Annotated in this window: 27 protein-coding genes; 15 read left to right on the top strand and 12 right to left on the bottom strand. The window is 70.3% G+C overall.

The genetic code is table 11. The features are described 5' to 3' along the window. The first annotated feature begins 4 nt into the window (after positions 1-4). Positions 5-733 (top strand): SDR family NAD(P)-dependent oxidoreductase, encoded by a 729-nt coding sequence (locus tag ASD84_RS18275; protein ID WP_056713457.1) that lies wholly within the window; start codon positions 5-7, stop codon positions 731-733. Then, positions 730-1,569, top strand: a complete 840-nt coding sequence (locus ASD84_RS18270) for an SDR family NAD(P)-dependent oxidoreductase (protein ID WP_056713455.1) — start codon at positions 730-732, stop codon at positions 1,567-1,569. Before ASD84_RS18275 ends, ASD84_RS18270 begins: the two co-directional genes overlap by 4 nt. 78 nt (positions 1,570-1,647) lie before the next feature. Here ASD84_RS18270 and ASD84_RS18265 read toward each other — a convergent pair whose 3' ends face one another. After that, positions 1,648-2,082: an SRPBCC family protein gene (locus ASD84_RS18265; RefSeq protein ID WP_056713453.1), complete on the bottom strand. Its 435-nt coding sequence runs from the start codon at positions 2,080-2,082 to the stop codon at positions 1,648-1,650. Between the two features lie 61 nt (positions 2,083-2,143). On the opposite strand from ASD84_RS18265, the gene ASD84_RS18260 reads away from it, so the two are divergent. Genes ASD84_RS18260 through ASD84_RS18250 form a run of 3 tightly spaced genes read left to right on the top strand, consistent with a single transcriptional unit; the run spans position 2,144 to position 5,252 of the window. Then, positions 2,144-2,533, top strand: a complete 390-nt coding sequence (locus ASD84_RS18260; protein ID WP_056713451.1) for a MerR family transcriptional regulator — start codon at positions 2,144-2,146, stop codon at positions 2,531-2,533. 34 nt (positions 2,534-2,567) lie between these two features. Next, complete coding sequence (locus ASD84_RS18255) at positions 2,568-3,557, top strand: aldo/keto reductase (RefSeq protein WP_056713449.1); 990 nt, start codon at positions 2,568-2,570, stop codon at positions 3,555-3,557. A gap of 21 nt (positions 3,558-3,578) precedes the next feature. Continuing rightward, the gene (locus ASD84_RS18250; RefSeq protein ID WP_056713447.1) at positions 3,579-5,252 is read left to right on the top strand and encodes a phospho-sugar mutase; all 1,674 of its coding nucleotides are present in this window, start codon (positions 3,579-3,581) and stop codon (positions 5,250-5,252) included. Between the two features lie 10 nt (positions 5,253-5,262). Here the strand turns inward: ASD84_RS18250 and ASD84_RS18245 are convergent, their stop codons facing one another. Beyond that, entirely contained in the window at positions 5,263-5,820 is a 558-nt protein-coding gene (locus ASD84_RS18245) for an FKBP-type peptidyl-prolyl cis-trans isomerase (protein WP_056713446.1), read from the bottom strand. A 24-nt stretch (positions 5,821-5,844) separates the two neighbouring features. Continuing rightward, positions 5,845-6,408: a hypothetical protein gene (locus tag ASD84_RS18240; protein ID WP_156392086.1), complete on the bottom strand. Its 564-nt coding sequence runs from the start codon at positions 6,406-6,408 to the stop codon at positions 5,845-5,847. A 23-nt stretch (positions 6,409-6,431) separates the two neighbouring features. Here ASD84_RS18240 and deoC point away from each other — a divergent pair, with 23 nt between their 5' ends. The 3 genes from deoC to ASD84_RS18225 are packed head-to-tail and all read left to right on the top strand — an operon-like array spanning position 6,432 to position 9,740. Then, the gene (deoC, locus tag ASD84_RS18235) at positions 6,432-7,415 is read left to right on the top strand and encodes a deoxyribose-phosphate aldolase (protein ID WP_056713442.1); all 984 of its coding nucleotides are present in this window, start codon (positions 6,432-6,434) and stop codon (positions 7,413-7,415) included. Positions 7,416-7,419: 4 nt separating this feature from the next. Then, positions 7,420-8,871 carry an aldehyde dehydrogenase family protein gene (locus ASD84_RS18230; protein WP_056713440.1) on the top strand — a complete coding sequence of 484 codons (1,452 nt, stop codon included), beginning with the start codon at positions 7,420-7,422 and terminating at the stop codon, positions 8,869-8,871. Beyond that, positions 8,871-9,740 (top strand): aldehyde dehydrogenase family protein, encoded by an 870-nt coding sequence (locus tag ASD84_RS18225; protein WP_056713438.1) that lies wholly within the window; start codon positions 8,871-8,873, stop codon positions 9,738-9,740. Before ASD84_RS18230 ends, ASD84_RS18225 begins: the two co-directional genes overlap by 1 nt. Before the next feature lie 4 nt (positions 9,741-9,744). Here ASD84_RS18225 and ASD84_RS18220 read toward each other — a convergent pair whose 3' ends face one another. The 3 genes from ASD84_RS18220 to ASD84_RS18210 all read right to left on the bottom strand — a co-directional run bounded on the left by ASD84_RS18220 (position 9,745) and on the right by ASD84_RS18210 (position 12,542). Then, a complete protein-coding gene (locus tag ASD84_RS18220; protein ID WP_056713436.1) occupies positions 9,745-10,725 on the bottom strand; it encodes a phosphatase PAP2 family protein in 981 nt (326 codons plus the stop codon). Positions 10,726-10,785: 60 nt separating this feature from the next. Beyond that, entirely contained in the window at positions 10,786-12,024 is a 1,239-nt protein-coding gene (locus ASD84_RS18215; protein WP_056714874.1) for a hypothetical protein, read from the bottom strand. A gap of 65 nt (positions 12,025-12,089) precedes the next feature. Next, a complete protein-coding gene (locus tag ASD84_RS18210; protein WP_056713434.1) occupies positions 12,090-12,542 on the bottom strand; it encodes a carboxymuconolactone decarboxylase family protein in 453 nt (150 codons plus the stop codon). Positions 12,543-12,696: 154 nt separating this feature from the next. On the opposite strand from ASD84_RS18210, the gene sigJ reads away from it, so the two are divergent. Further along, on the top strand, positions 12,697-13,593 hold the full coding sequence (gene sigJ, locus ASD84_RS18205; RefSeq protein ID WP_235531171.1) for an RNA polymerase sigma factor SigJ: 897 nt from the start codon (positions 12,697-12,699) through the stop codon (positions 13,591-13,593). Between the two features lies 1 nt (position 13,594). Continuing rightward, positions 13,595-14,503, top strand: a complete 909-nt coding sequence (locus tag ASD84_RS18200) for a TIR domain-containing protein (protein ID WP_056713433.1) — start codon at positions 13,595-13,597, stop codon at positions 14,501-14,503. Here the strand turns inward: ASD84_RS18200 and mftF are convergent. Genes mftF through mftA form a run of 5 tightly spaced genes read right to left on the bottom strand, consistent with a single transcriptional unit; the run spans position 14,389 to position 18,238 of the window. After that, positions 14,389-15,933 (bottom strand): mycofactocin biosynthesis glycosyltransferase MftF, encoded by a 1,545-nt coding sequence (gene mftF / locus ASD84_RS24850; protein ID WP_082573791.1) that lies wholly within the window; start codon positions 15,931-15,933, stop codon positions 14,389-14,391. The two genes, ASD84_RS18200 and mftF, sit on opposite strands and share 115 nt — an antisense overlap. Then, the gene (gene mftE, locus ASD84_RS18195) at positions 15,924-16,631 is read right to left on the bottom strand and encodes a mycofactocin biosynthesis peptidyl-dipeptidase MftE (RefSeq protein WP_056713431.1); all 708 of its coding nucleotides are present in this window, start codon (positions 16,629-16,631) and stop codon (positions 15,924-15,926) included. Before mftE ends, mftF begins: the two co-directional genes overlap by 10 nt. A gap of 7 nt (positions 16,632-16,638) precedes the next feature. Next, positions 16,639-17,865, bottom strand: coding sequence for a mycofactocin radical SAM maturase (gene mftC / locus ASD84_RS18190; protein ID WP_056713429.1), 1,227 nt, complete (start codon positions 17,863-17,865; stop codon positions 16,639-16,641). Further along, the gene (mftB, locus tag ASD84_RS18185) at positions 17,862-18,143 is read right to left on the bottom strand and encodes a mycofactocin biosynthesis chaperone MftB (RefSeq protein WP_156392084.1); all 282 of its coding nucleotides are present in this window, start codon (positions 18,141-18,143) and stop codon (positions 17,862-17,864) included. Before mftB ends, mftC begins: the two co-directional genes overlap by 4 nt. Further along, on the bottom strand, positions 18,143-18,238 hold the full coding sequence (gene mftA, locus ASD84_RS24845; RefSeq protein WP_082573789.1) for a mycofactocin precursor MftA: 96 nt from the start codon (positions 18,236-18,238) through the stop codon (positions 18,143-18,145). The genes mftB and mftA overlap by 1 nt, the downstream gene beginning before the upstream one ends. A gap of 211 nt (positions 18,239-18,449) precedes the next feature. Between mftA and mdo the strand changes: the two genes are divergently transcribed. The 5 genes from mdo to ASD84_RS18160 all read left to right on the top strand — a co-directional run bounded on the left by mdo (position 18,450) and on the right by ASD84_RS18160 (position 24,169). Beyond that, positions 18,450-19,742 carry an NDMA-dependent methanol dehydrogenase gene (mdo, locus tag ASD84_RS18180; protein WP_056713425.1) on the top strand — a complete coding sequence of 431 codons (1,293 nt, stop codon included), beginning with the start codon at positions 18,450-18,452 and terminating at the stop codon, positions 19,740-19,742. Between the two features lie 123 nt (positions 19,743-19,865). Continuing rightward, a complete protein-coding gene (locus ASD84_RS26045) occupies positions 19,866-21,068 on the top strand; it encodes an AAA family ATPase (RefSeq protein WP_268788481.1) in 1,203 nt (400 codons plus the stop codon). Positions 21,069-21,126: 58 nt separating this feature from the next. Continuing rightward, complete coding sequence (locus ASD84_RS18170) at positions 21,127-22,602, top strand: VWA domain-containing protein (protein ID WP_235531170.1); 1,476 nt, start codon at positions 21,127-21,129, stop codon at positions 22,600-22,602. Beyond that, positions 22,602-23,516, top strand: coding sequence for a mycofactocin oligosaccharide methyltransferase MftM (mftM, locus tag ASD84_RS18165; protein ID WP_056713420.1), 915 nt, complete (start codon positions 22,602-22,604; stop codon positions 23,514-23,516). Before ASD84_RS18170 ends, mftM begins: the two co-directional genes overlap by 1 nt. 53 nt (positions 23,517-23,569) lie before the next feature. Continuing rightward, complete coding sequence (locus tag ASD84_RS18160; protein WP_056713418.1) at positions 23,570-24,169, top strand: acetate uptake transporter; 600 nt, start codon at positions 23,570-23,572, stop codon at positions 24,167-24,169. A gap of 49 nt (positions 24,170-24,218) precedes the next feature. Here the strand turns inward: ASD84_RS18160 and ASD84_RS18155 are convergent, their stop codons facing one another. Beyond that, positions 24,219-24,908: a MadR family response regulator transcription factor gene (locus ASD84_RS18155; RefSeq protein ID WP_056713416.1), complete on the bottom strand. Its 690-nt coding sequence runs from the start codon at positions 24,906-24,908 to the stop codon at positions 24,219-24,221. Positions 24,909-24,923: the final 15 nt, after the last annotated feature.

Genomic DNA, 24,923 nt, shown 5'->3' with positions numbered 1-24,923 from the left:
GTACATGCGGGTAACGGTCGTCATCGGAGGCGCCTCGGGGATCGGGGCGGCCACCGCCCGGTCCCTGGTCGCCGCTGGCCATCGCGTCGTGATCGGCGACCTTCCCGGGACGGGTGCCGACCTGGATGTCGACGTCACCGACGAGGCGTCGGTGGAGGCACTCTTCGAGCGGGTGGTCACGGACCACGGCAGCTTCACCGGCGTCGTCAACTGCGCCGGGGTGAGCACCCTGTCGCGGGTCGTCGACCACGACGCAGCCGAGTGGCGGCGCGTCGTGGACGTCTGCCTGACCGGTGCCTTCCTCGTGCTCAAGCACGCCGGGAGGCGGGTCGCCGACGGTGGCTCGCTGGTGTCCCTGTCGTCGCTCAACGCCACCCAGCCCGGCACCGGCCTGGCGGCGTACTGCGCCTCGAAGGCGGGCCTGGTCGCCCTCACCGAGGTCACCGCCCTGGAGCTGGCGCACCGCCAGGTCAGGGTCAACGCGGTCGCGCCCGGCCTGGTCGTCACTCCCCTGACCGCCCCCGCCATGGACATCGCCGGCATCCGCGAGGACTACCTCGAGAACACCCCGCTCGGCCGCTCGGGAGAGCCTTCCGAGATCGGCGCAGCGGTCCGCTTCCTGCTCTCCGACGACGCCGCGTGGATCACCGGCGAGACCATGGCCGTCAACGGCGGCGCCCACCTCAAGCGCTACCCCGACCTGGTCGGGCTGATCGAGAAGGCCTTCGCATGAGCGCCCCCGACCTCACCGGACAGACCGCGATCGTCACCGGCGGCGGATCCGGGATCGGCGCCGCGCTCACCCGCGCCCTCGTCGCCGCCGGAGCGCACGTGGTCTGCGCGGACGTCGACCTCGCCGGCGCCGAGTCCGTGGCAGCCACGGCGGTCGGTCTCGGGTCCGCAACCGCTCGCCGCGTCGACGTCACGTCGGTCGACGACGTGCAGGGGGCCGTCGACGCAGTCGTTGCCCAGCACGGGCGTCTCGACCTGATGTTCAACAACGCGGGCATCACCTTCCTCGGCAACACCGAGGACCTCACGCTGGCCCAGTGGAACGCGATCATCGACGTCAACATCCGCGGCGTCGTGCACGGTGTGCACGCGGCGTACCCGCAGATGATCAAGCAGGGCTCGGGACACATCGTGAACACCGCCTCGATGGGCGGCCTGATGGCGGCCGGCCTGATGACGTCGTACGTCACCACCAAGCACGCGGTGGTCGGTCTGTCCCTGGCGCTGCGCACCGAGGCGGCGGCGTACGGCGTCGGCGTCACCGCGGTCTGTCCGGCAGCCGTCGACACCCCGATCCTCGACAAGGGTGAGTTCGGCGCTTTCCGCGGCCGCGACTTCTACCTCGAGGGCCAGGGCATCAAGAACCCCGTCGACCCCGACCTGCTCGCCCTGCGCGTCCTGGAGGCCGTGGCCGGCAACCGGGCGCTGGTGATCGAGCCGCGACAGGCACGGATGGCCTGGCGCGTCGGCCGGCTCGCCCCCGTGTTCGTCAACAAGGCGGCGACGAAGTTCATCGCGAAGCAGCGCGCGCTCAGCTCGGCCGGTTTAGGGCGTTAGGCGGAGGATGGCCGGCGTGTGACGCCGGGGAAACTCCGGTTAGACCGGCCGAATGCGGGCGGCAGCGCGTGGCGCTCCTCAACGAGCGAGCACGTGCCGCACCAACCCCTCGCGACAACCCGCCATCATCCGGTCGTGGTTCCACGTCATCACCGGCCGGGCGATCCCCGACAGGATCCCCAACATTCCGGACACCTCAACCTCCTGCGCGAAGTCGAGCCGCGTGCCCATCTCGGTCGAGGACAGGGTGAAGCGGGCGTACCCCTCGAGGTCGCCGCTGATCCTCACCTCGACGACAGGCGGCGTACGGCTCACGGCGTCGAGCACCAGGTCGAGCGTGTAGGGCAGCGTCGAGCGGCAGCGGACCCAGGCGGTGTCCGGGCCGAGCTTCGCGACGGCACGCACCTGCGGCCACCACTCGGGGTAGTGCTCGAGGTCGACGACCGTCTCCGCGACCCGCTCCACCGGGGCAGCGACCTCCCACGAGCTCTCGAACGCAAACGAGCGGCGCATGACGACATCATGGCGGACTGCCGGGTTGACCTGGAGCGCACTTCAGGGGTGACACTGAAGCATGCCCGTCGTCGGACTCACGATCGCGGAGGCCGCCGAGACGCTCGGCCTCACCTCCGACACGCTGCGCTACTACGAGAAGGACGGCCTCCTGCTTCGACCCGTGTCGCGCACGTCCTCGGGCCATCGCCGGTACGACGAGGACGACGTCCGCTGGATCGTTCTCGTCACGCGCCTGCGCGCCACCGGCATGCCCATCCGCGACGTACGACGCTATGCGGACCTGGTCCGGGCTGGTGACGGCAACGAGCTGCAGCGCCTCGAGCTCCTGCAGGCGCATCGCGAACAGGTCCTCCAGCAGCTCGCCGAGGTCACCTCACACCTGGGTGCCATCGACCACAAGATCGGCATCTACGAGGACCGACTGCGTCGTCTGGAGATCTCTGCTTGACCTGGAGCGCACTCCAGGGGGTTTGCTGGAGCGCATGACCCTCTCCACCCGCGCTCTCGGCACCACTTCTCCCCTCACGGTCTCCGCCCTCGGCCTCGGCTGCATGGGCATGTCGGAGTTCTACGGCAGCCCCGACGAGGCCGGCGGCATCGCGACGATCCACCGCTCACTCGTCCTGGGTGCGACCTTCCTCGACACCGCCGACATGTACGGCCCGTTCACCAACGAACGCCTCGTCGGCAAGGCGATCGGCGGACGTCGTGACGAGGTCCAGCTGGCGACCAAGTTCGGCAACGAGCGGCTTCCCGACGGCACGCGGGTCGGCATCAACGGCCGGCCCGAGTACGTCCGCGCGGCCTGCGACGCCTCGCTGGAGCGGCTGGGCGTCGACCACATCGACCTCTACTACCAGCACCGCGTCGACAAGACGGTCCCCATCGAGGAGACCGTCGGCGCCATGAAGGAGCTGGTCGAGGCCGGGAAGGTCCGCCACCTCGGCCTGTCCGAGGCCTCGGCCGAGACCATCCGCCGCGCCCACGCGGTGCACCCGATCACCGCACTGCAGACGGAGTACTCCCTCTTCACCCGCGACATCGAGGACGAGATCCTCCCGACGATCCGCGAGCTCGGCATCGGGCTGGTGCCCTACTCGCCGCTCGGGCGGGGGATCCTGACCGGCGCGATCACGACAGAGCCGGACGAGGGCGACAGCCGCTCGACCGCCTACTTCCCGCGCTTCCAGGGCGACAACCTGGCGGCGAACCTCGTCCTGGTCAGCCGGATCACCGACCTGGCCTCACAGCACGGTTGCACTCCGGGACAGCTCGCCCTGGCGTGGGTGCTCGCCCAGGGTGACGACGTCGTACCGATCCCCGGCACCAAGCGGGTGTTGTACCTCGAGGAGAACATCGGCGCGGCAGACGTCGTCCTCAGCGAAGCCGACCTGGCCGCCCTCGCCGACGCCGTCCCGCGTGACGCCGTCGCCGGTGCGCGGTACGGCGACATGACCACCATCGATGCCTGACCCGGGCGCTAACGTGGCCCGGTGACCACCCCCGACACCGACATCCTGCTGGCCCGCGCTCTGGCCTGGCGAGCCGAGGATCCTGACGAAGCCACCCGCATCGAGCTGTCGGGCATCATCTCGGCGGTCGAGGACGGACTCGACCAGGAAGCGCTGGCCGACCTTGCCGACCGCTTCCGCGGGACGCTGGAGTTCGGAACCGCCGGCCTGCGCGGCGCGCTCGGTGCGGGGCCGAACCGGATGAACCGGATCGTCGTGATCCGCGCAGCGGCCGGCCTGGCGTCGTACCTCCTCAGCGAGGGTGCCGAACCCGGCGCCTCCGTCGTCATCGGGTACGACGCCCGCCACAACTCCGACGTGTTCGCCCAGGACACGGCCGAGGTGATGAGCGGGGCCGGCCTGCGTCCGCTGCTGCTCCCCCGCCCGCTGCCGACACCGCTGCTCGCCTTCGCGATCCGCGAGCTCGGCTGCGTCGCCGGCGTGATGGTGACGGCGAGCCACAACCCGCCGCAGGACAACGGCTACAAGGTGTACCTCGGCGACGGCAGCCAGATCGTGCCGCCCGCCGACACCGGCATCGCCGCCCGGATCGACGCCGTCGGTTCGCTCGACTCGGTGCCCCGCAAGTCGCTGAAGTCCGCAAAGGGGCGCGTACTGGACGAGGGCATCATCGACGCCTACCTCGACCGGGCAGCCGGCATCGCCGGTGACGGGCCGCGCGACCTCGCCATCGTCTACACCCCGCTGCACGGCGTCGGCGCCAGCGCGCTGCCCGCAGTGCTCGAGACTGCAGGCTTCGACGCACCCGAGATCGTGCCGGCGCAGGAGCACCCGGACGCCGACTTCCCGACCGTCGCCTTCCCGAACCCCGAGGAGCCCGGCGCGATCGACCTCGCCATCGCCCTGGCGACCGCCAACGGCGCCGACATCGTGATCGCCAACGACCCCGATGCGGACCGGGCGGCCGCGGCCGTCCCGGGGCCGGACGGCTGGCGGATGCTGCGCGGCGACGAGGTGGGCGCGCTGCTCGCCGACCACCTGCTGCGCTCGGGCAAGGAAGGCGTCTACGCCACCTCGATCGTGTCCTCCTCACTGCTCGGCACGATGGCGGCAGCGCACGGCCAGCCCTACGTCGAGACGCTCACCGGCTTCAAGTGGATCGGCCGGCTGCCGGACCTCGTCTTCGGCTACGAGGAGGCGCTCGGCTACTGCGTCGACCCGACCCACGTCGCCGACAAGGACGGCGTCTCCGCCGCCCTGATGCTCTGCGAGATCGCGGCTGCCGCGAAGGCCGAGGGCCGGGGCCTGCTCGACCTGCTGGACGACATCGCCGTGACCTACGGCCTGCACGCGACCGACCAGCTCTCGGTGCGGGTGACCGACCTGTCCGAGATCGCCGCCGCCATGGCGCAGCTGCGGGCCACCCCGCCCACCACGCTCGGCGGGTCGGCCGTGGTGTCCGCGGAGGACCTGACCGCCGGGTCGAAGGAGCTCCCGCCGACCGACGGGCTGCGCTACCGCACCGCGGACGGCGGTCGTGTCGTCGTACGACCGAGCGGGACGGAGCCCAAGCTCAAGTGCTACCTCGAGGTCGTCGTACCCGTGCGCGACGGCGACGTGGCGACGGCGCGGACCGAGGCAGCCACCGGCCTGGTGGCGCTGCGGACGGACATCGCCGCAGCGGCCGGGATCTGACCGCCGGTGCCTAGCTGACGTCCACCGCGTCGATCACGAAGACCAGGGTCTCGTCGGGCTGCACACCGTTGCCACCCGCGCCGTAGCCGAGTGCCGGGGGCACGATGAGCAGGCGGCGAGTGCCCTTCTTCATGCCGATCAGGCCCTGGTTCCAGCCTTCGATGACCTGCGCCTGGCCGATGTTCTCGACCGGGTAGGGCGCGCCTCGCTGGAACGAGCTGTCGAGCACCTGCTTGTCCGACCAGGTGACGAGGTGATAGTTCGCCAGGACGGTGCCACCGTTCTCCGCGCCCGCGCCGCCGCCGGCGACGAGGTCCTTGGAGATCAGGGTCGTCGGCGGGCTGCAGTCGTCCGGGATCGTGATCGTGGGCTCGTCGCCGAAACCACCCTCGACCTTGACGTCCTCGGCCGTGCACTCGGCGCCGGTCGCGGCGGGCGCATCAGTCGGCGCCTCCGAGGTCGTCTCGTTGTCCTTGGCCTCCTTGTCCCCTGAGTCGCCGCAGGCGCTCGTGGCGAGGACGGCGAAGGACAGGACGGCGGCGGCAACGAGCCGGGCGGGTGTCTGCATGCGGAGCAGCCTACGAGCCGGGTGTCAGCGGAGGACGACGGCCACCAGGGTGACGAGGGCCGTCGCCGACAACGCGACGATCACCGGCCAGGCCCAGGCACGGCGGATCGGGCCGACCTCACCGGTTGCGTACTTCGCGTCGTCGATCCGGCGCAGCAGCTTCTGCTCGACGAGCCAGCCGAGCGACGGGTTCGTCGGCTGTTCCTCGACCAGGCCACGACCGTCGCGGCGGATCTTGCGACGACTGCGACCGAACCCGCTGGCGACGTACGGGCCCTCGTCGGTCTGGAACGTCGTCACGATGTCGACCTTCACCTCGGTGATGCGGGCGTACGGGATCCACCGGCTGTGCAGGATGTTGCGCAGCTCCACCTCGTCCGGCCCCAGCACGATGCCCGGACGCAGCAGGACGGCCCACATGGCGACCATCGCGAAGGCGGCGCACGGGTAGGACCACAGCGGCAGGTCACCCGTCGGGTCAAGGGCGCTGAGCACCATCACGACCACCACGCTGATGATCCCGCACACCCCGCCGGCCTTGCCGCCCGTACTGAAACGCTCCGCCTTCTTCACGCCTTCGCTCTGCACGCCCACAACCCTATGCTGGGCAGATGCCGACCACCGCCCCCACCGATCCCCATCCGGGACTCGCGGCGTACTCCGAAGTGACGGCCAGCGAAGCGTCGCTGCGCCGGTTCCTCCACGGCTTGCCGGGGGTCGACCAGGTCGGCGCCGAGGCGCGCGCCGCCGGACTCGGGACGCGCTCGATCAAGACCACCGCGAAGGCGTGGGCGATCGACCTCGCCATCCGGATGGTCGACCTGACCACGCTCGAGGGCCAGGACACCCCCGGGAAGGTGCGGGCACTGGGCGCCAAGGCCCTGCACCCGGACCCGGCCGACCCGTCGTGCCCCTCGACCGCCGCCGTCTGCGTGTACGGCGACCTGGTCGGCGAGGTGAAGGCGATCGTCGGTGACCGGGTGAACGTCGCGGCCGTCGCCACCGCGTTCCCCAGCGGCCGCGCGTCCATGGCGATCAAGCTCGCCGACACCCGCGACGCGGTTGCGGCCGGCGCCGACGAGATCGACATGGTCATCGACCGTGGCGCGTTCCTCGCGGGCCACTACCTCCAGGTGTTCGAGGAGATCGTCGCCGTGCGCGAGGCCTGTGCCCGACCGGACGGCACCCACGCGCACCTCAAGGTGATCTTCGAGACCGGCGAGCTGCAGACCTACGACAACGTCCGCCGTGCGTCCTGGCTGGCGATGCTCGCCGGCACCGACTTCATCAAGACCTCCACCGGCAAGGTGCAGCCGGCAGCGACCCTGCCGGTCACCCTGGTGATGCTCGAAGCGGTCCGCGACTTCCGCGAGGCGACGGGCGTCCAGATCGGCGTGAAGCCCGCCGGCGGCATCAAGACGACCAAGGACGCGATCAAGTACCTCGTCATGGTCAACGAGATCGCCGGCGAGGACTGGCTCGACCCGGACTGGTTCCGGTTCGGCGCCTCGACGCTCCTCAACGACCTGCTGATGCAGCGGACCAAGCTGACGACCGGCCGCTACAGCGGTCCCGACTACTTCACCCTGGACTGATCCCATGCCCAAGAAGTCGAACACGTTCGAATACGCACCCGCCCCCGAGTCGCGCAGCATCGTCGACATCAAGGCGTCGTACGGCCTGTTCATCGACGGCGAGTTCGTCGACGGACGCGGCTCGTCGTTCAAGACGATCAACCCCGCCACCGAGGAGACCCTCGCCGAGATCGCCGAGGCCAGCGACGCCGACGTCGACCTCGCGGTGAAGGCCGCACGCCGGGCGTTCCGCGGCTGGTCGCGGATGTCGGGCAAGGAGCGGGCCAAGTACCTCTTCCGGATCGCCCGGATCATCCAGGAGCGCGGCCGTGAGCTGGCGGTGCTGGAGTCGATCGACAACGGCAAGCCGATCAAGGAGAGCCGCGACGTCGACGTACCGATCGTTGCCGCTCACTTCTTCTACTACGCCGGCTGGGCCGACAAGCTCGAGCACGCCGGGCTCGGCGCGAACCCGCAGCCGCTCGGCGTCGCCGGTCAGGTCATCCCGTGGAACTTCCCGCTGCTGATGCTGGCGTGGAAGATCGCGCCGGCGCTCGCATGCGGCAACACCGTCGTCCTCAAGCCGGCCGAGACCACGCCGCTGACGGCGCTGCTGTTCGCCGAGATCTGCCAGCAGGCCGACCTGCCGCCCGGCGTCGTCAACATCGTCACCGGGGCCGGCTCGACCGGACAGGCGATCGTCAGCCACCCGGACGTCGACAAGGTCGCGTTCACCGGATCGACCGACGTGGGCAAGGCGATCGCCCGCGCCGTCGCCGGGACCGACAAGAAGGTCACCCTCGAGCTCGGCGGCAAGGCCGCCAACATCGTGTTCGACGACGCGGCCATCGACCAGGCGGTCGAGGGCATCGTCAACGGCATCTTCTTCAACCAGGGCCACGTCTGCTGCGCGGGTTCGCGGCTGCTGGTGCAGGAGTCGATCGCCGACGAGCTGCTCACCAAGCTCAAGCGCCGGATGGGCACGCTGCGCGTGGGCGACCCGCTCGACAAGAACACCGACATCGGCGCGATCAACTCCGCCGAGCAGCTCGCCCGGATCCGTGAGCTCACCGGCATCGGTGACGCCGAGGGTGCCGACCGCTGGTCGCCCGCCTGTGACCTGCCGTCGGCCGGCTTCTGGTTCGCCCCGACGATCTTCACCGGCGTCACCCAGGCCCACCGGATCGCGCGCGAGGAGATCTTCGGCCCGGTGCTGTCCGTGCTGACCTTCCGCACGCCGGCCGAGGCCGTCGAGAAGGCCAACAACACGCCGTACGGCCTGTCTGCCGGTGTGTGGACCGAGAAGGGCTCCCGAATCCTGCACATGGCGTCCGAGCTCCGCGCCGGCGTGGTGTGGGCCAACACCTTCAACAAGTTCGATCCCGCCAGCCCGTTCGGCGGCTACAAGGAATCCGGCTACGGCCGCGAGGGCGGCCGGCAGGGCCTGGCTGCCTACCTCAAGGGAGCGTCTCTCTGATGGCACGCATCGACGTACGCAAGACGTACAAGCTCTACATCGGCGGCGCGTTCCCGCGCTCCGAGTCGGGCTACTCCTACGAGGTGAACGACAGCAAGGGGAAGTTCGTGGCCAACGCGGCTCTGGCGTCGCGCAAGGACGTCCGGGACGCCGTGGTCGCTGCCAGGGGTGCTTTCCGTGGCTGGTCCTCACGCACGGCGTACAACCGTGGCCAGGTCGTCTACCGGATCGCCGAGGTGATGGAGGACCGTCGCCCGCAGTTCGAGGAAGCGATCCGCCAGTCCGAGGGCGCGACCGCTGCCGCCGCGCGCAACCAGGTGGACCAGGCCGTCGATCGTCTGGTCTGGTACGCCGGCTGGGCCGACAAGCTCGCCCAGGTGATCGGCAACGCCAACCCGGTCGCCGGCCCGTTCTTCAACCACACCGCACCCGAGCCGACGGGCGTGGTGGCCGTGCTGGCCCCGCAGGCCTCGTCGCTGCTCGGCCTGGTCTCCGTGGTCGCCCCGGTCATCGTCACCGGCAACACCTCGGTGGTCGTGTCGTCGTACGCCCGACCGCTGCCGGCGGTCACCTTCGCCGAGGTGCTGGCCACCTCCGACGTCCCCGGTGGTGTCATCAACATCCTCACCGGTGACGCCGCGACGCTCGGTCCGTGGCTGGCCGCCCACATGGACGTCAACGCCATCGACCTGGTGGGCGTGGCCGGTTCCGCCGAGCTCGCGACGTCCCTCGAGGTCGCCGCCGCCGACAACCTCAAGCGGGTACGCCGCGCGCCCGGCGCCGAGCCGGACTGGACCGCCGACCCGGGACTGTCCGGCATGACCGCCTTCGTCGAGGCGAAGACGGTCTGGCACCCGATCGGGATCTGAGCTCCTACGTCGCCGGCGTGGTCTGACGCCGACGGTCCCACCACGCCCAGCCCGCCATCACGACCACGACGAGCAGGCCGCCCGCGATCTCGTCGACGACGTAGTGCTCGGCGTAGTAGACGAGCGAGAAGAGCATGCTGGCCGGATAGAGCAGCACGGTCCAGCGCCACGGCGTACGGAAGTGCGCCACGACCCACCAGGCGATGAAGATCGCCAGCGCCGAGTGCAGTGACGGCATCGCCGCGACCTGGTTGCCGATGGAGGAGAAGTCCTGTTGGGCCGTGGTCCCGGGGCTGCTGTGGACCGACCGGCTCGAGGCGGTGAGATCGAACCAGCCCCGTCCGGTGATCCGGGCGACGTCGTCGGTCAGGTAGCCGTCGCGCGCGGCCATCCACGGCGGTGCCATCGGGTACAGGATGTAACCGGCGACCGAGAGCAACATGATGGACAGGTAGCGCCGCATGTAGCCGACCCACGCGGCCCTGTTGCGCTTCCACAGCACGGCGCCGATCGCGAGGGCGGCGAAGAAGTGGGAGTAGTACACCGTGGTGAGGACGACGTCGTACCAGCGTGGCTGCAGGGACTGCGTGCAGGGCACGCCGCACAGGTGTGCCTGGAGGTACTCGGTCGGCAGCGTGCCGCCGAACAGCCAGCGATCGGCGTCGACCGGCCACGTGTAGCTCACGCCCAGGATCCCGAGGTTGTCCGAGACGCCGCGGCTGTAGAGGTAGAGCAGGAGCACGGCGAACGGCGGCCACCAGTCCCGCAGGAACGCCAGGTGCTCCCGCGCAGGACGGCGTACGTCCCAGGCGACCGTGGCCAGCCAGAGGATGATCACCACCTGGTAGCCCTGCCGGGGCAGCCCGTTGGCCTGCATGTACGCGACGAGCCCGAGGACGAAGACCGTGATGCCCGCCAGGCGGAGCAGGTCGACCGGCCGCAGGACAGGCTGGATCACGTCCGCTTCGGCTTCACCACCCGTCATGACGACCTCACGAAGGCGAGGGTAGCCAACGGCGGCACAGGCGGCGCGTTCGGTCGAGGGCTACACGTCGGCGATGGAGAGGCGGGCCTTGAGCAACGGGATGGCCGGGTGGCGCAGCCGGCCGTCACGACCGAGCTGGGCGAGACAGGCTTCCAGCACCGCCGTGTCGTACGGCGCCAGCTCGATGTAGCGCAGCACGGCATCGGGCTGCGGGTCGGCGAGCAGCGCCTCGCGGACCGCGACAGCGACGTACTCCCCCATCTGGACCAGGCCGGGGCTCTCGGTGCCGGGCAACAGGTCGCCGCCATAGGCCTCGACGGCAGCGGCGACGTTGCCGCGGCGCAGGAGGGCGAGCACGTGGTCCACGTCGGTGGCGACGGGCATCAGCAGGCGGTAGGGACGCGAGGCGAGCTGGCCGGCGAGGGCGTGGCGCAGGTGCGAGACCTCGGCCTTGAGCGTGGAGAAGGTGACCGCGTGGTCGCCGTACAGGAGCGCGTGGAGCTGCTCCAGGGACAAGCCGTCGGGGTGCAGCGCCAGCAGGGCGAGGATCTCGCTCTGCCGACGGTTGAGCAGCAGCCGCTGTCCGTCGACGTGCGCCTCGGCGGTGCCGAGCACACTGAGCACCAGGCCGGGCTCGAAGGTCTCGTCGAGCGCGGCCTGCTGCGTGGCGTACATCTGGGTGCGCGGCAGCGCCTGCTCGACGAGCCGGGCGAGCACCCGCGCGGTCGCGAGCCCGATGGGGTGGGTGCGCTCCCAGGTCGTCGAGATGTCGAGCACGCCGAGCTTGGTGCCGCTGACCGGGTCGTGCACCGGGGCCGCCCAGCACACCCAGTTGTGGACGATCGGCGCGTAGTGCTCGGCACTGAAGACCATCGCCGGGCGGTCGAGCCGGTTGGCGAGGTCCAGGGCATTGGTGCCGACCGAGCGGTCGTCCCAGCGCCCGCCGGGGACGAAGTTGACGGTCTCCGCCTTGCGGCGCATCACCCGGCCGCCGTACGTCCACAGCACCCGGGTGTCGGCGTCGGTGACGGCCAGGACCAGGTCGCCGTCCTCCGCCGTACGACGGAGCTCCTCCTCGACGCGCTCGACGGCGATCTGGAGCGGCGAGCCCTGCCAGAACGCGTTGGTCTCGGACTCGTCGGCGAGCGGCGCACGGACAACGCCCCGGTCGACCGAGGCCGAACGGGCCCAGCTGTCGAGGATCTCGGGGCGCACGAGGGGCGTCGCCCGATCCCCCTCCTCGACGAAGGTGGTCCAGGCCGAGAGGGCCTCGCGGCGGCGCTCCAGGAGCTCGTCCATGCCGTCACAGTACTCCCGGACTGTGACGGCGATCACTCCCCCGAGGGATCGACTCAGGGAGCGGCTCAGGCAGCGACCGGATAGTGGCTGGCGATGGCGATCCGGTTCCAGGTGTTGATCGCGATGGCGATGGCGATGACTGCCGCCACCTGCTTCTCGTCGAGCGCCGCCTCGACGTCGACGGCGGGCGCGGCGGCGGTGTGGAGGTCGCCGATCCGGGTGATCTGTTCGGTGAGCGCGAGCGCGGCCTGCTCCTGGGGAGTGAAGTACTGCGACTCCCACCACGCGGCGACGACGGCGAGACGGTCGGGTGTCTCGCCCCTCACGATCGCGTCGCGGGCGTGCATGCGGAGGCAGAACGCGCAACCGTTCAGCTGCGAGGCGCGCATCTTGACCAGCTCGACGAGCAGCGGGTCCAGACCGGCCGCGACCGCGGCGTCGTCCGCTGCCTTGTCGGCCGCGAGCTGGGCCTCGTACAGGCCGGGGACGAGCTTGGTGATGTTGGCGTGCGGGAGCATGGTGCTTCCTGCCTTCCGTTCTCTGGTTCAGTGGTCGAGGACTGCCGTCTGCGGCCCTCGATCACTTGACGAGACAGGGCCTGCGGATGTGAGGTGCTCACACTTCGTCGTGCTGTCTCGTCAGATCACCATGACCCCCCTAGGACGTGAGCCGGTGGACCGAACGGTCGAAGACCTCGACGACGTGATGACCGAGCGCAGCCGCCTGATCGCTCTCGGCTACCGGATGCTCGGCACCCTCCAGGAGGCCGAGGACGCCGTGCAGGAGACCTACCTGCGCTGGTACCGGCTCAGCGAGGACGAGCGCGCCGCGATCGACAACCCGCAGGGCTGGCTCACCCGGGTCGCCAGCCGGGTCTGCCTCGACGTGCTGAAGTCGGCGCGCGCCCGCCGGGAGCAGTACGTCGGCCCGTGGCTCCCCGAGCCGGTGCCCGCCGACCTGCTCACCCTCTCCTCGCACGCCACGGACCCCGCGGACCGGGTCACCCTCGACGACACCGTGAGCACGGCCCTGCTCGTCGTGCTCGACGCCATGACACCGCCCGAGCGGGTGGCGTTCGTGCTGCACGACGTCTTCGCGGTGCCCTTCGGCGAGATCGCTGACGTCGTGGGACGTTCCCCGGCCGCCGTACGCCAGCTCGCGAGCTCGGCCCGGCGCCGGGTCGCCGCGCACCGCGGCACCGTCGCGACTGCGCCGGAGCACGACGCCGTCGTCCGCGCCTTCGGCTCGGCCGCGTCCGGCGGCGACCTCGGAGCGCTCGCTGCACTGCTGGACCCGTCAGTCGTGCTGCGCTCGGACGGCGGCGGCGTGGTCAGCGCCGCGCGCAATCCGATCCTGGGTCCGTCGAACGTGGCGCGCTTCGTGCTCGGCTGCCTCGACAAGCGGCCGACGTGGCGGTTGGTCGAGCGCCCCACCGCCGACGGCCTCGGTTTCGTCTGGCTCGAGGGCGACGACGTCCTCGGCGTCGTCAACCTGCAGGTGGCTGCCGGACTGGTGACCGACGTGTGGATGGTCGTGAACCCCGACAAGCTCGCCGCGTGGAGGATCTGAGATGTCGAAGCCGCGCATCTTCCTGGGCTCGTCCGGCAAGCAGGAGAAGCTGCTCAAGGCGCTGACCCGTGGCCTGGCCGACGTCGCTGACGTGGAGCCGTGGACCACGACGTTCAACCCGGGCACCTCGACGCTTTCCCGGCTGGTGGACCTGACCAGTGAGGTCGACTTCGCAGCTTTCATCTTCGCCCAGGACGACTGGACGTCCCTGCCCGACGGCGAGGTCGTCGGCCAGGCATCGCCCCGCGACAACGTGGTCTTCGAGGCCGGCCTCTTCGGCGGCGTCCTCGGCATGGGGCGCACGTTCATCCTGCACGCCAACGGCGCCAAGCTGCCGAGCGACCTGCTCGGGCTGACGTGCGTGCGCTACTCCGAGGACCCCGGACCAGCAGAGATCCGCTCGATCAACCAGAAGATCCGCACGGCCATCGAAGCCGAGTGGGAGCCCGCGGGCATCGAGGGCCCGTGGTGGCAGCTGTCACTGACCGCGCGCAGCGAGGAAGAGCCGTCGGCGATCAGCCTCCTGCGGATCTCGCGGGACCGCACCGGGGCGCTCGCTCTCGACGGGCGCGCGTGGCAGGAGGACGGCACCCTGTCGGCCCGGTACCGCTCGGAAGCCACCCAGGAGAGGACGGACCCGGCCGGGATCTTCTACTACTGGAAGGGCGAACGCCCCCGGCACGCCGGGGCGCCCGAGCTCGACGGCACGGGCGAGATCCGGCTCGATGCCCCCGACCACGCCAGCGGCTGGTTCACCACGCGCGCCGACGACTTCCGGGCGCGGACCGCCGGCACCTACCTGCGCGCCGCACCCGCCGACGTGGCGGTTCTCGACGGCCGCGACGCCGCGGCGCGGGCCGAGCTGATCACGGAGCGGATGCTCGACTGGCGGTCGATGCTGGACGCCTGAACCCGACGGGCCGCCGCGGGCCAGCGCACCTCCGGGAGCAACGCACGCGCCGAGCGTTCACGCAGGACTCCCCACCAGACGCCCGCACCGTAGGCGAGGTCATCGAGCCGGTGAGCGATCGCGTAGCGCACCGGGCCCAGGCCGGGACGCACCCGTGCCCGGTCGGCCAGCGCCTCGGCGACGGCCGCGACCAGGAGCGCCCGGCGGCCGCGCCGGGAACGCAACGCCCACAGCACCGCCAGCGGCCAGTGATGACGGGTGAGCGCGGACGCGGTCTGCCAGCCGGACGCGACTGCCCCCTCGATCGCGAGCGTTCCGGCGGTGGCCACCGGGCGCCTGCTCGCCCCGAGCCGATGGGCGCCCTGTGCGGTTGCGAAGGCCAGCGCCGCGACCACCACGGGACCCGACCATCGGCGCTGAGCCAGCAGCGCGACCGACAGGACCGCAGTGGTCGGGGTGAGCACGACCGGCGCGACAGCTGACGAGTGGCGGGCCGCGAGAGGTGCGGCCGAGGTGCCGTAGAACGCCTTGCGGGCAAGCCACGGCCCGAGCCGGGTGCGGTGGTCGTGGCGGACCTCGGCCGCCGGTTCATAGCGGATCCGCCACCCGGCTCCCAGCAGCCGCCAGACCAGGTCGACGTCCTCGCCTGCCCGCATCCGTTCGTCGAACGCGCCGCCCACGGCGGGGTCCTCGAGGGCCGCGCGCCGGACCAGCAGGAAGGCGCTCGGGAGGTAGGCGACCGCGCCGTGCACCCGGACCGCCGCCGGAGTCGGGCCGAGGTCGAGCGACGAGCGCGCCTGTTCGTAGCGGTCGAGCCAGGAGTCCTCGTCGCAGGGGGCATGACCACGCACACGTGGTCCGACGATCGCCACGGCCGGGTCGTCGCAGTGTCGTCGCAGGATGCCGAGCCACCCCGGCTCCGGCAGCACGTCGGAGTCGCAGAAGACGACGTACGGCGTCGTGGCGACCCGGAGGCCGGCGTTGCGCGCGGCCGCCGGACCCCGGTTGACGGGGAGCCGGACGAGTCGGGCGCCGTACCTGGCCGCGACGGCCACCAGTGCCGCGGCATCGCGCGATCCGTCATCGACGAGGACGACGGGGAGGTGGGCGGGCAGCGCTGCGAGCAGGCGTTCGACGGCTGCGGCCCGGTCGCGCGTCGGCACCACGAGCGTGACGTCGTCGACGTCTCCGTCGCGCGGCGGAGGCGCGGGCCACCAGGGATCGGCCAGGCCACGATCGAGCAGCAGCCGGGCGAGGTCACCCGCGCGCCGATTGCCGCCGATGCTCAACGGTGCTCGCTCCACGAGTCGCCGAGCCGCCGGGGCCAACCGGACCACCCTGCCGTCGGCGACCAGCTGCGCACCGTCGTCACAGACCCGCACCCGCGAAGCCAGGCTGAATCCGAAGTCCGCCGGCAGGTTCACGTCCATGTCAGCCGCCCGTGGGTTCCGACGTCCAGGGCGGTCAGCTCGACGACCAGTCGGTCGACCATCTCCGCGAGGATCCGTCGGCCCGCAGCTGCTGTCGCCGTCGTCGGGTCGCCGAGGACGCCGGTCGGCGAGACCGCACGTACACCCTCGGCCCGCAGCCGCGGCATCAGGCTGGCGACGGGATCCGTGCAGCCCGGCACCAACCGGTCCCGGGCCACGGTGTCCGGGGCGAGGGCCAGCATCAGCGACGTCTCCGAGCGACCCGCGTGCGCGTCGAGGTCGCTCGCCCGGCACGACGTCCAGGCGACGCCTCGACCCTCCTCGCGCAATTGGGTCACGGCGCTCACCAGCGAGGCGACGTTGCCACCGTGCCCGTTGACGAAGACCACGCCGGGCGCCCAGCGGCAGGCCGATCGGCCCAGCTCCAGCAGCATCAGGTGCAGCGCCTCGTGGCCGATCGAGATGGTCCCGGGGAAGTCCTCGTGCTCGCCGCTCGCGCCGTAGGAAACCGTGGGTGCGACGACGAAGGACTGGTCTCCCCGGTCCAGCTCGGAGGCCGCACGCCTGGTGACGTGCGCCGCGACGAGGGCATCGGTGGCCAGGCCGAGGGCCGGACCGTGCTGCTCCAGCGATCCCACCGGGACCAGCACCACGGCCGGCTCGACCTCCGGCCACCGCATCGCGGCGAGGAGCTTCATGACCTGGTCATCCCACGGCGCGGCCGGGAAGGAGCGGGTTCTCGTCGCACGGGCTCGAGAGACGCGTGGGCGTCAGCTCGAGCGGCACCGGTGCGTTGCGCACCGGACTCTTGTGCGAGTGGTCCTGCGAGCTGCCGGGGCGCTCCCTCTCGGCGGCGTTCAGCTCGTCCGCGTGTCCCTTGACGCACTCCGGATCGGGGCCGTCGAGCGGCAGGCCGGTGAAGAACTTCGCGGCCATGCACCCACCCCGACAGGTGTCGAACGCCGAGCAGCCACTGCACGCACCGCCGGTCTGCGGGCTCCGCAGCTCCTCGAACAGGGCAGAGTGCTTCCAGACCTCGTCGAACCCTCCGGTCGACCGGACGTTGCCGGCGAGGAAGGTGTCGTGGATCGCGAAAGGACAGGCGTAGACGTCGCCGATCGGGTCGACCAGGCAGACCACCCGACCCGCACCGCACAGGTTCAGTCCGGGAAGCGCCTCGCCGTACGCGGAGAGATGGAAGAAAGAGTCGCCGGTGAGCACCTTGTCGCCGTTGGCCACCAACCAGTCGTAGAGCTCGCGCTGCTGCTCGGGGAGCGGGTGCAGCTCGTCCCAGACGTCGGCACCGCGACCGGAAGGGCGGAGCCGGGTCAGGCGCAGCTGGGCGCCGTACTTGTCTGCGATGGCCTTGAACTCGTCGAGCTGGCTGATGTTGTGCCGGGTGCACACCACCGACAGCTTGAAGTCCGTCATCCCGGCAGCCTGCAGGTTGCCCATCGCCTTGAGCGCGGCGTCGTAGGTGCCTGCACCACGGACGTGGTCGTTGACCTCGGCCGTGGCGCCGTCGAGGGAGATCTGTACGTCGACGTAGTCGGTCGCCGCCAGCATGGCGGCCCGTTCGGGGGTGATCCGGAAACCGTTGGTGGAGAACTTCACCCCGACGTCGTGCTGGACGGCGTAGTCGAGCAGCTCCCAGAAGTCGGGTCGCACCGTCGGTTCGCCGCCACCGATGTTGACGTAGAAGATCTGCATCCGCTGGAACTCGTCGATGAGTGCCTTGCACTCCTCCGTCGACAGCTCACGCGGGTCGCGCCGGCCCGAGGACGACAGACAGTGCAGGCACGCGAGATTGCAGGCGTAGGTGAGCTCCCAGGTCAGGCAGATGGGCGCGTCGAGGCCGTGCTCGAACTGGTCGACCAGCTTGCCGACCACCGGCCGGCCGGTCGATGCGGGACGCGTCGGGGTCAAGGTCATGGGGTCTGCTCCTCGATCAGGCCGCCGCTGGCCAGTCCGGCCAGGGCAGCGATGTAGGCGGGGCGTTCGTCGTCGGCGACCCGGGCGTCCGTGAGGGCGATCCCGACCGTGGGACTGTCGCCGAGGCGTCGTACGACGTCGACCAGCGTCGGCGTCTTCAGAAAGCTGAGCCGGCGGGTCGAGAAGTCGTAGGCCAGTGCGCCGAACGGCTCGGGGCGCAAGGCCACCGAGCCGCTCAGACGCCAGGCCCCGTCAGCGGTGACGGGAGTGGTGGACATCAGTAGACGCCGCACATGCCGTCGATCGAGACGTCCTCGACGAGCGATTCCTCGACGAGTACCTCGTCCAACTGAACTTCCTGGTTCGGTTCCATCACAGCCTCCTGCGGGTCGGGTGTCCTTCCCCTCGAACGCTACGAACACCCGAGCCGGGGCACACCCCTCGCGAGCACGGCCCCACCTGTCGGAACGGACAGGTGTCTTCCTCCCCCACCGTCGCGTTTCCGGATCCTCGCCTGTTGCGACTGCCGTCGGACTGCCAGCGTCGATGAGGTCAGCACTCACCCCGCCCGGAGGTACCCAACGATGCAAGTCGACGAGCTGCTCAAGCCCTTCCCCATCAAGGAATTCCACCCGTTCCCCCGTGCCCTGATGGGGCCGGGAGCACACGAGATGATCGGCCCCGAGGCCCTCAAACTGGGGTTCCGCAAGACCCTCGTGATGACCTCGGGCCTGCGCGGCACCGACATCGTCCACAAGATCGTGGAGTCGATGAAGTACCACGGCCTCGAGGTCGTCGTGTACGACAAGGTCGAGTCCAACCCCAAGGACTACAACGTCATGGACTCGGTGAAGCTCTACCAGGAGAACGAGTGCGACTCGTTCGTCTCCATCGGTGGCGGCTCCTCCCACGACGCCTGCAAGGGCGCTCGGGTCTCGGTCGCCCACGACGGTCGGAACGTGAACGAGTTCGAGGGCTTCAACATGTCCGAGAACCCGAAGAACCCGCCGCACATCGCGGTCTCCACCACGGCCGGCACCGGCTCGGAGACCTCGTGGGCGTACGTCATCACCGACACGACCACCGACCCGGACAACCCGCACAAGTACGTTGCCTTCGACGATGCCTCGATCACCAGCCTGGCGATTGACGACCCGGTCCTGTACTTCGACTGCCCCACGGACTACACGGCCCAGTGCGGATTCGACGTCCTCGCGCACGCCAGTGAGCCGTACGTCTCCCGGATCAACTTCGAGCCGTGCCTGGGCAACGCGCTGCACGCCATCAAGCTGACCTCGGAGCACCTTCGGGCAGCGGTGTGGAACGGCCAGGACCTCAAGGGGCGCGAGGGCATGATGTACGCCCAGTACATCGCCGCCCAGGCGTTCAACTCCGGTGGTCTCGGCATCATCCACTCGACGTCGCACGCGGTGAGTGCCTTCTACGACACCCACCACGGCCTCAACAACGCCATCGCACTCCCCCGCGTGTGGGCGTTCAACATGTCTGCGAACTACGGCAGGTTCGCCGACATCGCCGAGGCCATGGGCATCGACACCCACGGAATGACCAAGCCGCAGGCAGCCGACGCAGCGCTCGCTGCCTCGATCCGTTTGCTGCGTGACGTGGGCATCCCGGAGAAGTTCACCGACATCACGGCGGACAGCTACTCGAAGAACCGGCTGGGCCAGGGCCCGACGCCCTTCTACGAGAACGCCAAGGTGATCAAGGGCGACAAGGAGGACGTGGACCGCATCACCAACCACGTCCTCGGCGACGCCTGCACGCCGGGCAACGCGAAGGAATGCACCTTCGAGACGGTCCGCCCGGTCATCGAGCACTGCATGAACGGCGACCTGGACGACCTCATCTCCTGAGGCCGGTCGTCTTCTGACCTCCGGGCCGGGTGGCGAGCAACACCGCTGCCCGGTCCGGACACCACCCCCCTTCTCGTCCCCATCTCGTCCCCTCTCGTCCCCATCACTCTCGAGGAGCACCGCGTGACCACCGACCCGCGCAACGCCGCCGGCGAAGGCGAATTCGACGACGTGTCCCATGCGCTCGAGCGCTTCCGCGACGCCGGCTACCTCGCCGACAACCGCCTCGCCACCACCGTGTTCCTCCAGACCAGGCTGGGAAAGCCCGTCCTGCTGGAGGGTCCGGCCGGCGTCGGCAAGACCCAGTTCGCCACCAGCCTCGCCGCCGTCACCGGCCGGCGGTTGATCCGTCTCCAGTGCTACGAGGGCCAGGACGAGACCAAGGCCCTCTACGAGTGGGACTACGGCAAGCAGATGCTGTACACCCAGATCCTGCGCGAGAAGATCGGCCAGGTCGTCGAGGACGCTGTCGACCTCGACGAGGCCGTGGAGAGAATCGCCAAGCAGGACAGCGTCTTCTTCTCCGAACGATTCCTGGCACCACGCCCGTTGCTCGAGGCCATCGACTCCGAGGACCCGGTCGTGCTGCTCATCGACGAGGTCGACCGGGCGGACGAAGCCCTGGAAGCCGTGCTGCTGGAGCTGCTGTCGGAGTACCAGATCTCGATCCCCGAGGTCGGCACGGTCAAGGCCCGGCAGCTGCCGTACGTCGTCCTCACGTCCAACAACACGCGTGACCTGTCCGCAGCGCTGAAGCGCCGCTGCCTGCACCTGTTCCTGGACTACCCCGAGGCCCAGCGGGAGCTGGAGATCATCAACTCCAAGGACACCGGTCTCAGCGAGGCGCTCGCCGTGCGCCTGATCGAGATCGTCCGCGGGCTGCGTGACCTCGAGCTGCGCAAGGCACCGAGCATCTCCGAGACGATCGACTGGGCCCGCACCCTGGCCGTCCTCGGCGTGAGCGAGCTCAGCGCCGATGTGCTGTCGTCGACCCTGAACGTGGTGGTCAAGTACGAGCGCGATCTCAAGAAGGCACTGGCCGCGATCCCCCGCCTGGTCGACCCGAACGCCACGGTTCCGGCCCGGCACGACCTCGACCACGGCCACGGCCACGGACACGGCCACGGACACGACGCCGACCACGGACACGACTCTGGAGACGTGGACGGCAAGGAGGTCCGGGCGGCCAAGGACAGGCCCGGCCGGCACGGTGACACCTATGGCGGACCGGCGAGGCCGGACGCACCGGTGCTGACGAAGGCCGTGACCACCGGCCAGGGCGAACGGTCCTTCGCTGCCCGATCCGCCCGCAAGCGTCCGGTCTGAGTCGATGGAGGGCGCGGTCCACCGGTTCATCAGGTTCCTCCGCCTCCACGGCGTGCGAGTGAGCACTGCGGAGGCGATCGATGCGATGCATGCCGTTGCCCAGGCGGGCATCCTCGGCGACCGTGAGGTGCTTCGTTCGGCGCTGACGGTGAGCCTGGTCAAGGACCGGCGCGACCTGGCGACGTTCGACCGGGTCTTCGACCTGTTCTTCGGGCTGCGCCCCGTGTTCGCCGAGGAGGTCGGCCACGGCCACTCCCACGACGACCTCACCGACGACGCCGACGTCGAGCAGTTCACTCTCTCCGACGAACCGGGCGACGTCCCCGAGGACGGCCACTCGCACGGCAAGCCCGACGACATCAAGGAGTTCTTCAAGCCCGAGGACATGGCCCAGCAGTTCAACCTCCACCAGGAGGCGAACAAGATCGACATGGCTGCCCTGACCAACGAGATCGTGCTCTCCAACGACACCGAGGGCAGCGCCGGCGAGGCGGCGCGCGTGCAGATCTCCACCCAGCGGATGCACAACCCCGGCGCCCCCGGCGAGCTGATCACCAGTCCCGGAATGGAGCTCGACGTCGAGCTCTCCGTGGCCCAGGAGATGGCCCTGTTGAGCTGGCTCGAGGACGCCCTGCCGGACGACGACAGCGACGACCGAGGGGCCTCTCTCGCCGCGCTCCGCGCCGCACTCGCACCCCTGCTCGCAGGCCTGCCCGAACGCCTCAAGCACCACCTCGAGAAGCTGATGCAGGTCGAGCGCGAGATCGAGACGCGCGAGGTGAAGGCTGCGCAGACCGAGCGGCTCCTCGAACACGAGCGTGCCGAGCTCGAGGATGCGCTTCGTCGGCTGCTGCGCTCCCTGCACGGCGCACCCCGTCCTCGCCGCAAGGCGGCGACCCGTGGTGTCGTCGACGGCGCCCGCACCATGCGCGCCAACATGAAGTACGACGGCGTCCCCTTCCGCCCCGTCACGGTGAGCAAGGTCGAGGACCGGCCCCGGTTGCTGGTGCTCTGCGACGTGTCGCTGTCGGTTCGTTCGGCGGCGCGCTTCACCCTCCAGCTGGTCCACAGCCTGCAGTCGCTGGCGTCCTCGGTCCGCACCTTCGCGTTCGTGAAGGACCTCGTCGAGATCAGCGACCTGTTCGCCGAGCACCACCCCGAGGAAGCACTGTCCCTGGTGATGTCCGGCCTCCCGGCGGGCGGCGTCCTCGATGTCGACGCGGACTCCGACTACGGCTCCGCCTTCGGGGACTTCCTCGAGGAGTTCGGCTCCGCCGTCACCCGTCGTACGACGGTCCTGGTGCTCGGCGACGGACGCAACAACGGTCGCGATCCCGGCCTGTCCGCGTTCGAGGAGATCGCGCGTCGGGCGCGCTCCACGATCTGGCTGACTCCCGAGCCGCGCTTCTCGTGGGGCCTCGGCGGCTGCGACCTCCCGCGGTATGCCGAGATCTGCGACCGCGTCGAGGTCGTGCGGAACCTCCGCGGCCTGGACCGGGTGCTGGACCGGGTGTCAGCCGCCCAGGCTCCGTGATGACCGCCACCGGACAGATCGACCCGCTCGGCCCCGCGGTCGGCGGGGTCTACCGGGACGCGATGGTCGACGTGGTCGCCCAGGACGGGCCGACGGCACGCCGCGAGCTCCACATGGTGCGCACACCGCACTTCGACCTCACGTCGGTCGGACACCGGGTCGCCGTCACGCACCGGGTCGGGACCGACCGCATCGACGACGACCTGTCCGGGCTCCTGGCCGAAGAGCTCTTCCAGCCCGGGTGGCTGCGCGGGGCCGAGCTCTTCGAGCGCCTCTTCACGGGGATCGTGCTGAGCAGCGCGACCGACCCACTGGTCGCGTGGGAGGGCTTCTACCGCAACACCCTCGACCGGGTGCAGACCACGCTGTCGTCGTCCACGGCGGTGAACGCCCACGGCACCATCGCGGACTACGCACCCGTCTACTCCCATGCCGAACAGCAGCTCGCTCCGGGGAGCGTCCTCGAGCTGGGCTCGTGCTTCGGGTTCCTCGCCCTGCGCCTGGCCCGGGCCGGGCGGGAAGTCGTGGCCTCGGACGTGTCCGAGGGCACCGTGGGCCTGCTCGCTGCGGTGGCGCCCCGCCTGGGGATCTCGCTGTCGACCCGCGTCGCCGACGCCGGCCGGGTCCCGGCGGCCGACGGGTTCGCCGACAACGTCCTCGCGATCCACCTGCTCGAGCACCTCGATCCCGACCACGGCGACCGGGTGGTCGCCGAGGCGCTCCGCCTGGCTCGCCGGCGGGTCGTGGTGGCCGTGCCCCTGGAGGACGAGGCCGACGAGACCTGGGGTCACGTGCGCACCGTCTCGCTCACCGACCTCGCCGACTGGGGACGTCGTACCGGTCTGCCGCACCGGGTCTTCCGCCACCACGGCGGCTGGCTGGTCATCGACGTCGCCGACCGACCCCCGACCTGACCCCCGACCCCCGACCTGACTCCCCGCACCATCCCACCACCAAGGAGAATTCGATGACCGAGATCGCACCGACCACCACTGCCGCACCGCCCCTGACCACCGTCGAATGGGGCGACCCGTTCCCCCTCGGCCTCGCCAGCTTCGGCATCTCCGCGCTGGTCCTGGCGAGCGTGATGTCCGGGCTGATCGACGCCGCGGCGACACCGGCCGTGCTGTCACTCGCCCTGGCGCTCGGCTTCACGACCGAGCTGATCGCCGGCGTGATCCACTTCCGACGTGGGGAGACCTTCGCCGGCATGGTGTTCACGACGTACGCCGGGTTCTGGCTCAGCTACGCCCTGCTGGTGCAGTTCTACGCACCCATGGTGACCACCGACGGTGCCGCGATCACCGGCATGTTCCTGCTGGCCTGGGCCGTGTTCACGACCTACATGCTCCTGGCGGCGCTGCGCACCAACACCACGACGATCGCCATCTTCACCCTGTTGAGCGCCGTGTTCTACCTGGCCGCTCTCGGTGCCTTCACCGAGAGCGCCGCACTGGGCCACCTCGCCGGCTACATCCTGGTCGTCGACGCCCTGATCGCGCTGTACGCCTCGGCGGCGATCATCGTGAACACCACCTGGGAGCGCACCGTCCTGCCCGTGCCGTGACCTGTCGAACGCCCGCCCCCGCGGATGCGCCGGGGCGGGCGTTCGTGCGTCAGATGACGCCCATCTTGGAGGCCTCGTAGACCGCCTCCGCCCGCCGGGACACCTCGAGCTTGCGCAGGATGTTGCCCACGTGGAACTTCGCCGTGGTCTCCGAGATGTAGAGACGACCACCGATGTCGCGGTTGGACAGTCCACGGGCCAGGAGGGCGAGGACCTCGCACTCCCGCGGTGTCAGCTTCTTCGCCTCGCCCGCCGGCGGCGCCCTCAGGCCGCGCACCATCGCGGCCGCCGAGCGCGCGTCGAAGGCGCTCTCACCTCGTGCGACGTCACGGATCGAGCGCACCAGGCCGCTCATGTCGACGTCCTTGACGACGTACCCACGGGCTCCGGCCCGCACCGCACGCAGCACGAGCTGCTCCTCGAGGAAGGTGGTGAGCACCAGGATCGCCAGCTCGGGGTACAGCGCCACGAGCTGCTCGCACAGATCGAGGCCCTCGGTGTCGGAGGACGTGGAGAGCTTGAGGTCGAGCAGGACGATCGACGGACAGGCACGGCCGACGACAGCCAGCGCCTCCGCGGCGCTCGAAGCTTCGGCGACCACCCGCAGGTCGTGCTCGCGCTCGAGGATCGAACGCAGCCCCTGCCGGACGATCGCGTGGTCGTCGACGAGCATGATGTCGACCGTCGACCCGGGTCGTTCCGTGGTGCCCGGTGCCATCACCGGTGTCAGTGCTGCCATGGTCGTGCCTTCCTG

The organism is Nocardioides sp. Root682 (genome assembly GCF_001427795.1).
Taxonomy (GTDB): domain Bacteria; phylum Actinomycetota; class Actinomycetes; order Propionibacteriales; family Nocardioidaceae; genus Nocardioides.
The sequence above is the reverse complement of the archived record's forward strand: the minus strand, read 5'-3'. Positions and strand labels throughout refer to the sequence as shown.

Coding starts and splice junctions, on each gene's coding strand:
- mftA (WP_082573789.1), bottom strand. CDS start 18,238: ATGGAACCGAACCAGGAAGTTCAGTTGGACGAGGTACTCGTCGAGGAA.
- ASD84_RS18160 (WP_056713418.1), top strand. CDS start 23,570: ATGACCGAGATCGCACCGACCACCACTGCCGCACCGCCCCTGACCACC.
- mftB (WP_156392084.1), bottom strand. CDS start 18,143: ATGTCCACCACTCCCGTCACCGCTGACGGGGCCTGGCGTCTGAGCGGC.
- deoC (WP_056713442.1), top strand. CDS start 6,432: ATGCCGACCACCGCCCCCACCGATCCCCATCCGGGACTCGCGGCGTAC.
- ASD84_RS18225 (WP_056713438.1), top strand. CDS start 8,871: ATGGCACGCATCGACGTACGCAAGACGTACAAGCTCTACATCGGCGGC.
- ASD84_RS18245 (WP_056713446.1), bottom strand. CDS start 5,820: ATGCAGACACCCGCCCGGCTCGTTGCCGCCGCCGTCCTGTCCTTCGCC.
- ASD84_RS18215 (WP_056714874.1), bottom strand. CDS start 12,024: ATGGACGAGCTCCTGGAGCGCCGCCGCGAGGCCCTCTCGGCCTGGACC.
- mdo (WP_056713425.1), top strand. CDS start 18,450: ATGCAAGTCGACGAGCTGCTCAAGCCCTTCCCCATCAAGGAATTCCAC.
- mftE (WP_056713431.1), bottom strand. CDS start 16,631: ATGAAGCTCCTCGCCGCGATGCGGTGGCCGGAGGTCGAGCCGGCCGTG.
- mftC (WP_056713429.1), bottom strand. CDS start 17,865: ATGACCTTGACCCCGACGCGTCCCGCATCGACCGGCCGGCCGGTGGTC.
- ASD84_RS18210 (WP_056713434.1), bottom strand. CDS start 12,542: ATGCTCCCGCACGCCAACATCACCAAGCTCGTCCCCGGCCTGTACGAG.
- ASD84_RS18200 (WP_056713433.1), top strand. CDS start 13,595: ATGTCGAAGCCGCGCATCTTCCTGGGCTCGTCCGGCAAGCAGGAGAAG.
- ASD84_RS18260 (WP_056713451.1), top strand. CDS start 2,144: ATGCCCGTCGTCGGACTCACGATCGCGGAGGCCGCCGAGACGCTCGGC.
- ASD84_RS18220 (WP_056713436.1), bottom strand. CDS start 10,725: ATGACGGGTGGTGAAGCCGAAGCGGACGTGATCCAGCCTGTCCTGCGG.
- ASD84_RS18265 (WP_056713453.1), bottom strand. CDS start 2,082: ATGCGCCGCTCGTTTGCGTTCGAGAGCTCGTGGGAGGTCGCTGCCCCG.
- ASD84_RS18230 (WP_056713440.1), top strand. CDS start 7,420: ATGCCCAAGAAGTCGAACACGTTCGAATACGCACCCGCCCCCGAGTCG.
- mftM (WP_056713420.1), top strand. CDS start 22,602: ATGACCGCCACCGGACAGATCGACCCGCTCGGCCCCGCGGTCGGCGGG.
- ASD84_RS18255 (WP_056713449.1), top strand. CDS start 2,568: ATGACCCTCTCCACCCGCGCTCTCGGCACCACTTCTCCCCTCACGGTC.
- mftF (WP_082573791.1), bottom strand. CDS start 15,933: ATGGACGTGAACCTGCCGGCGGACTTCGGATTCAGCCTGGCTTCGCGG.
- ASD84_RS18270 (WP_056713455.1), top strand. CDS start 730: ATGAGCGCCCCCGACCTCACCGGACAGACCGCGATCGTCACCGGCGGC.
- ASD84_RS18275 (WP_056713457.1), top strand. CDS start 5: ATGCGGGTAACGGTCGTCATCGGAGGCGCCTCGGGGATCGGGGCGGCC.
- ASD84_RS18155 (WP_056713416.1), bottom strand. CDS start 24,908: ATGGCAGCACTGACACCGGTGATGGCACCGGGCACCACGGAACGACCC.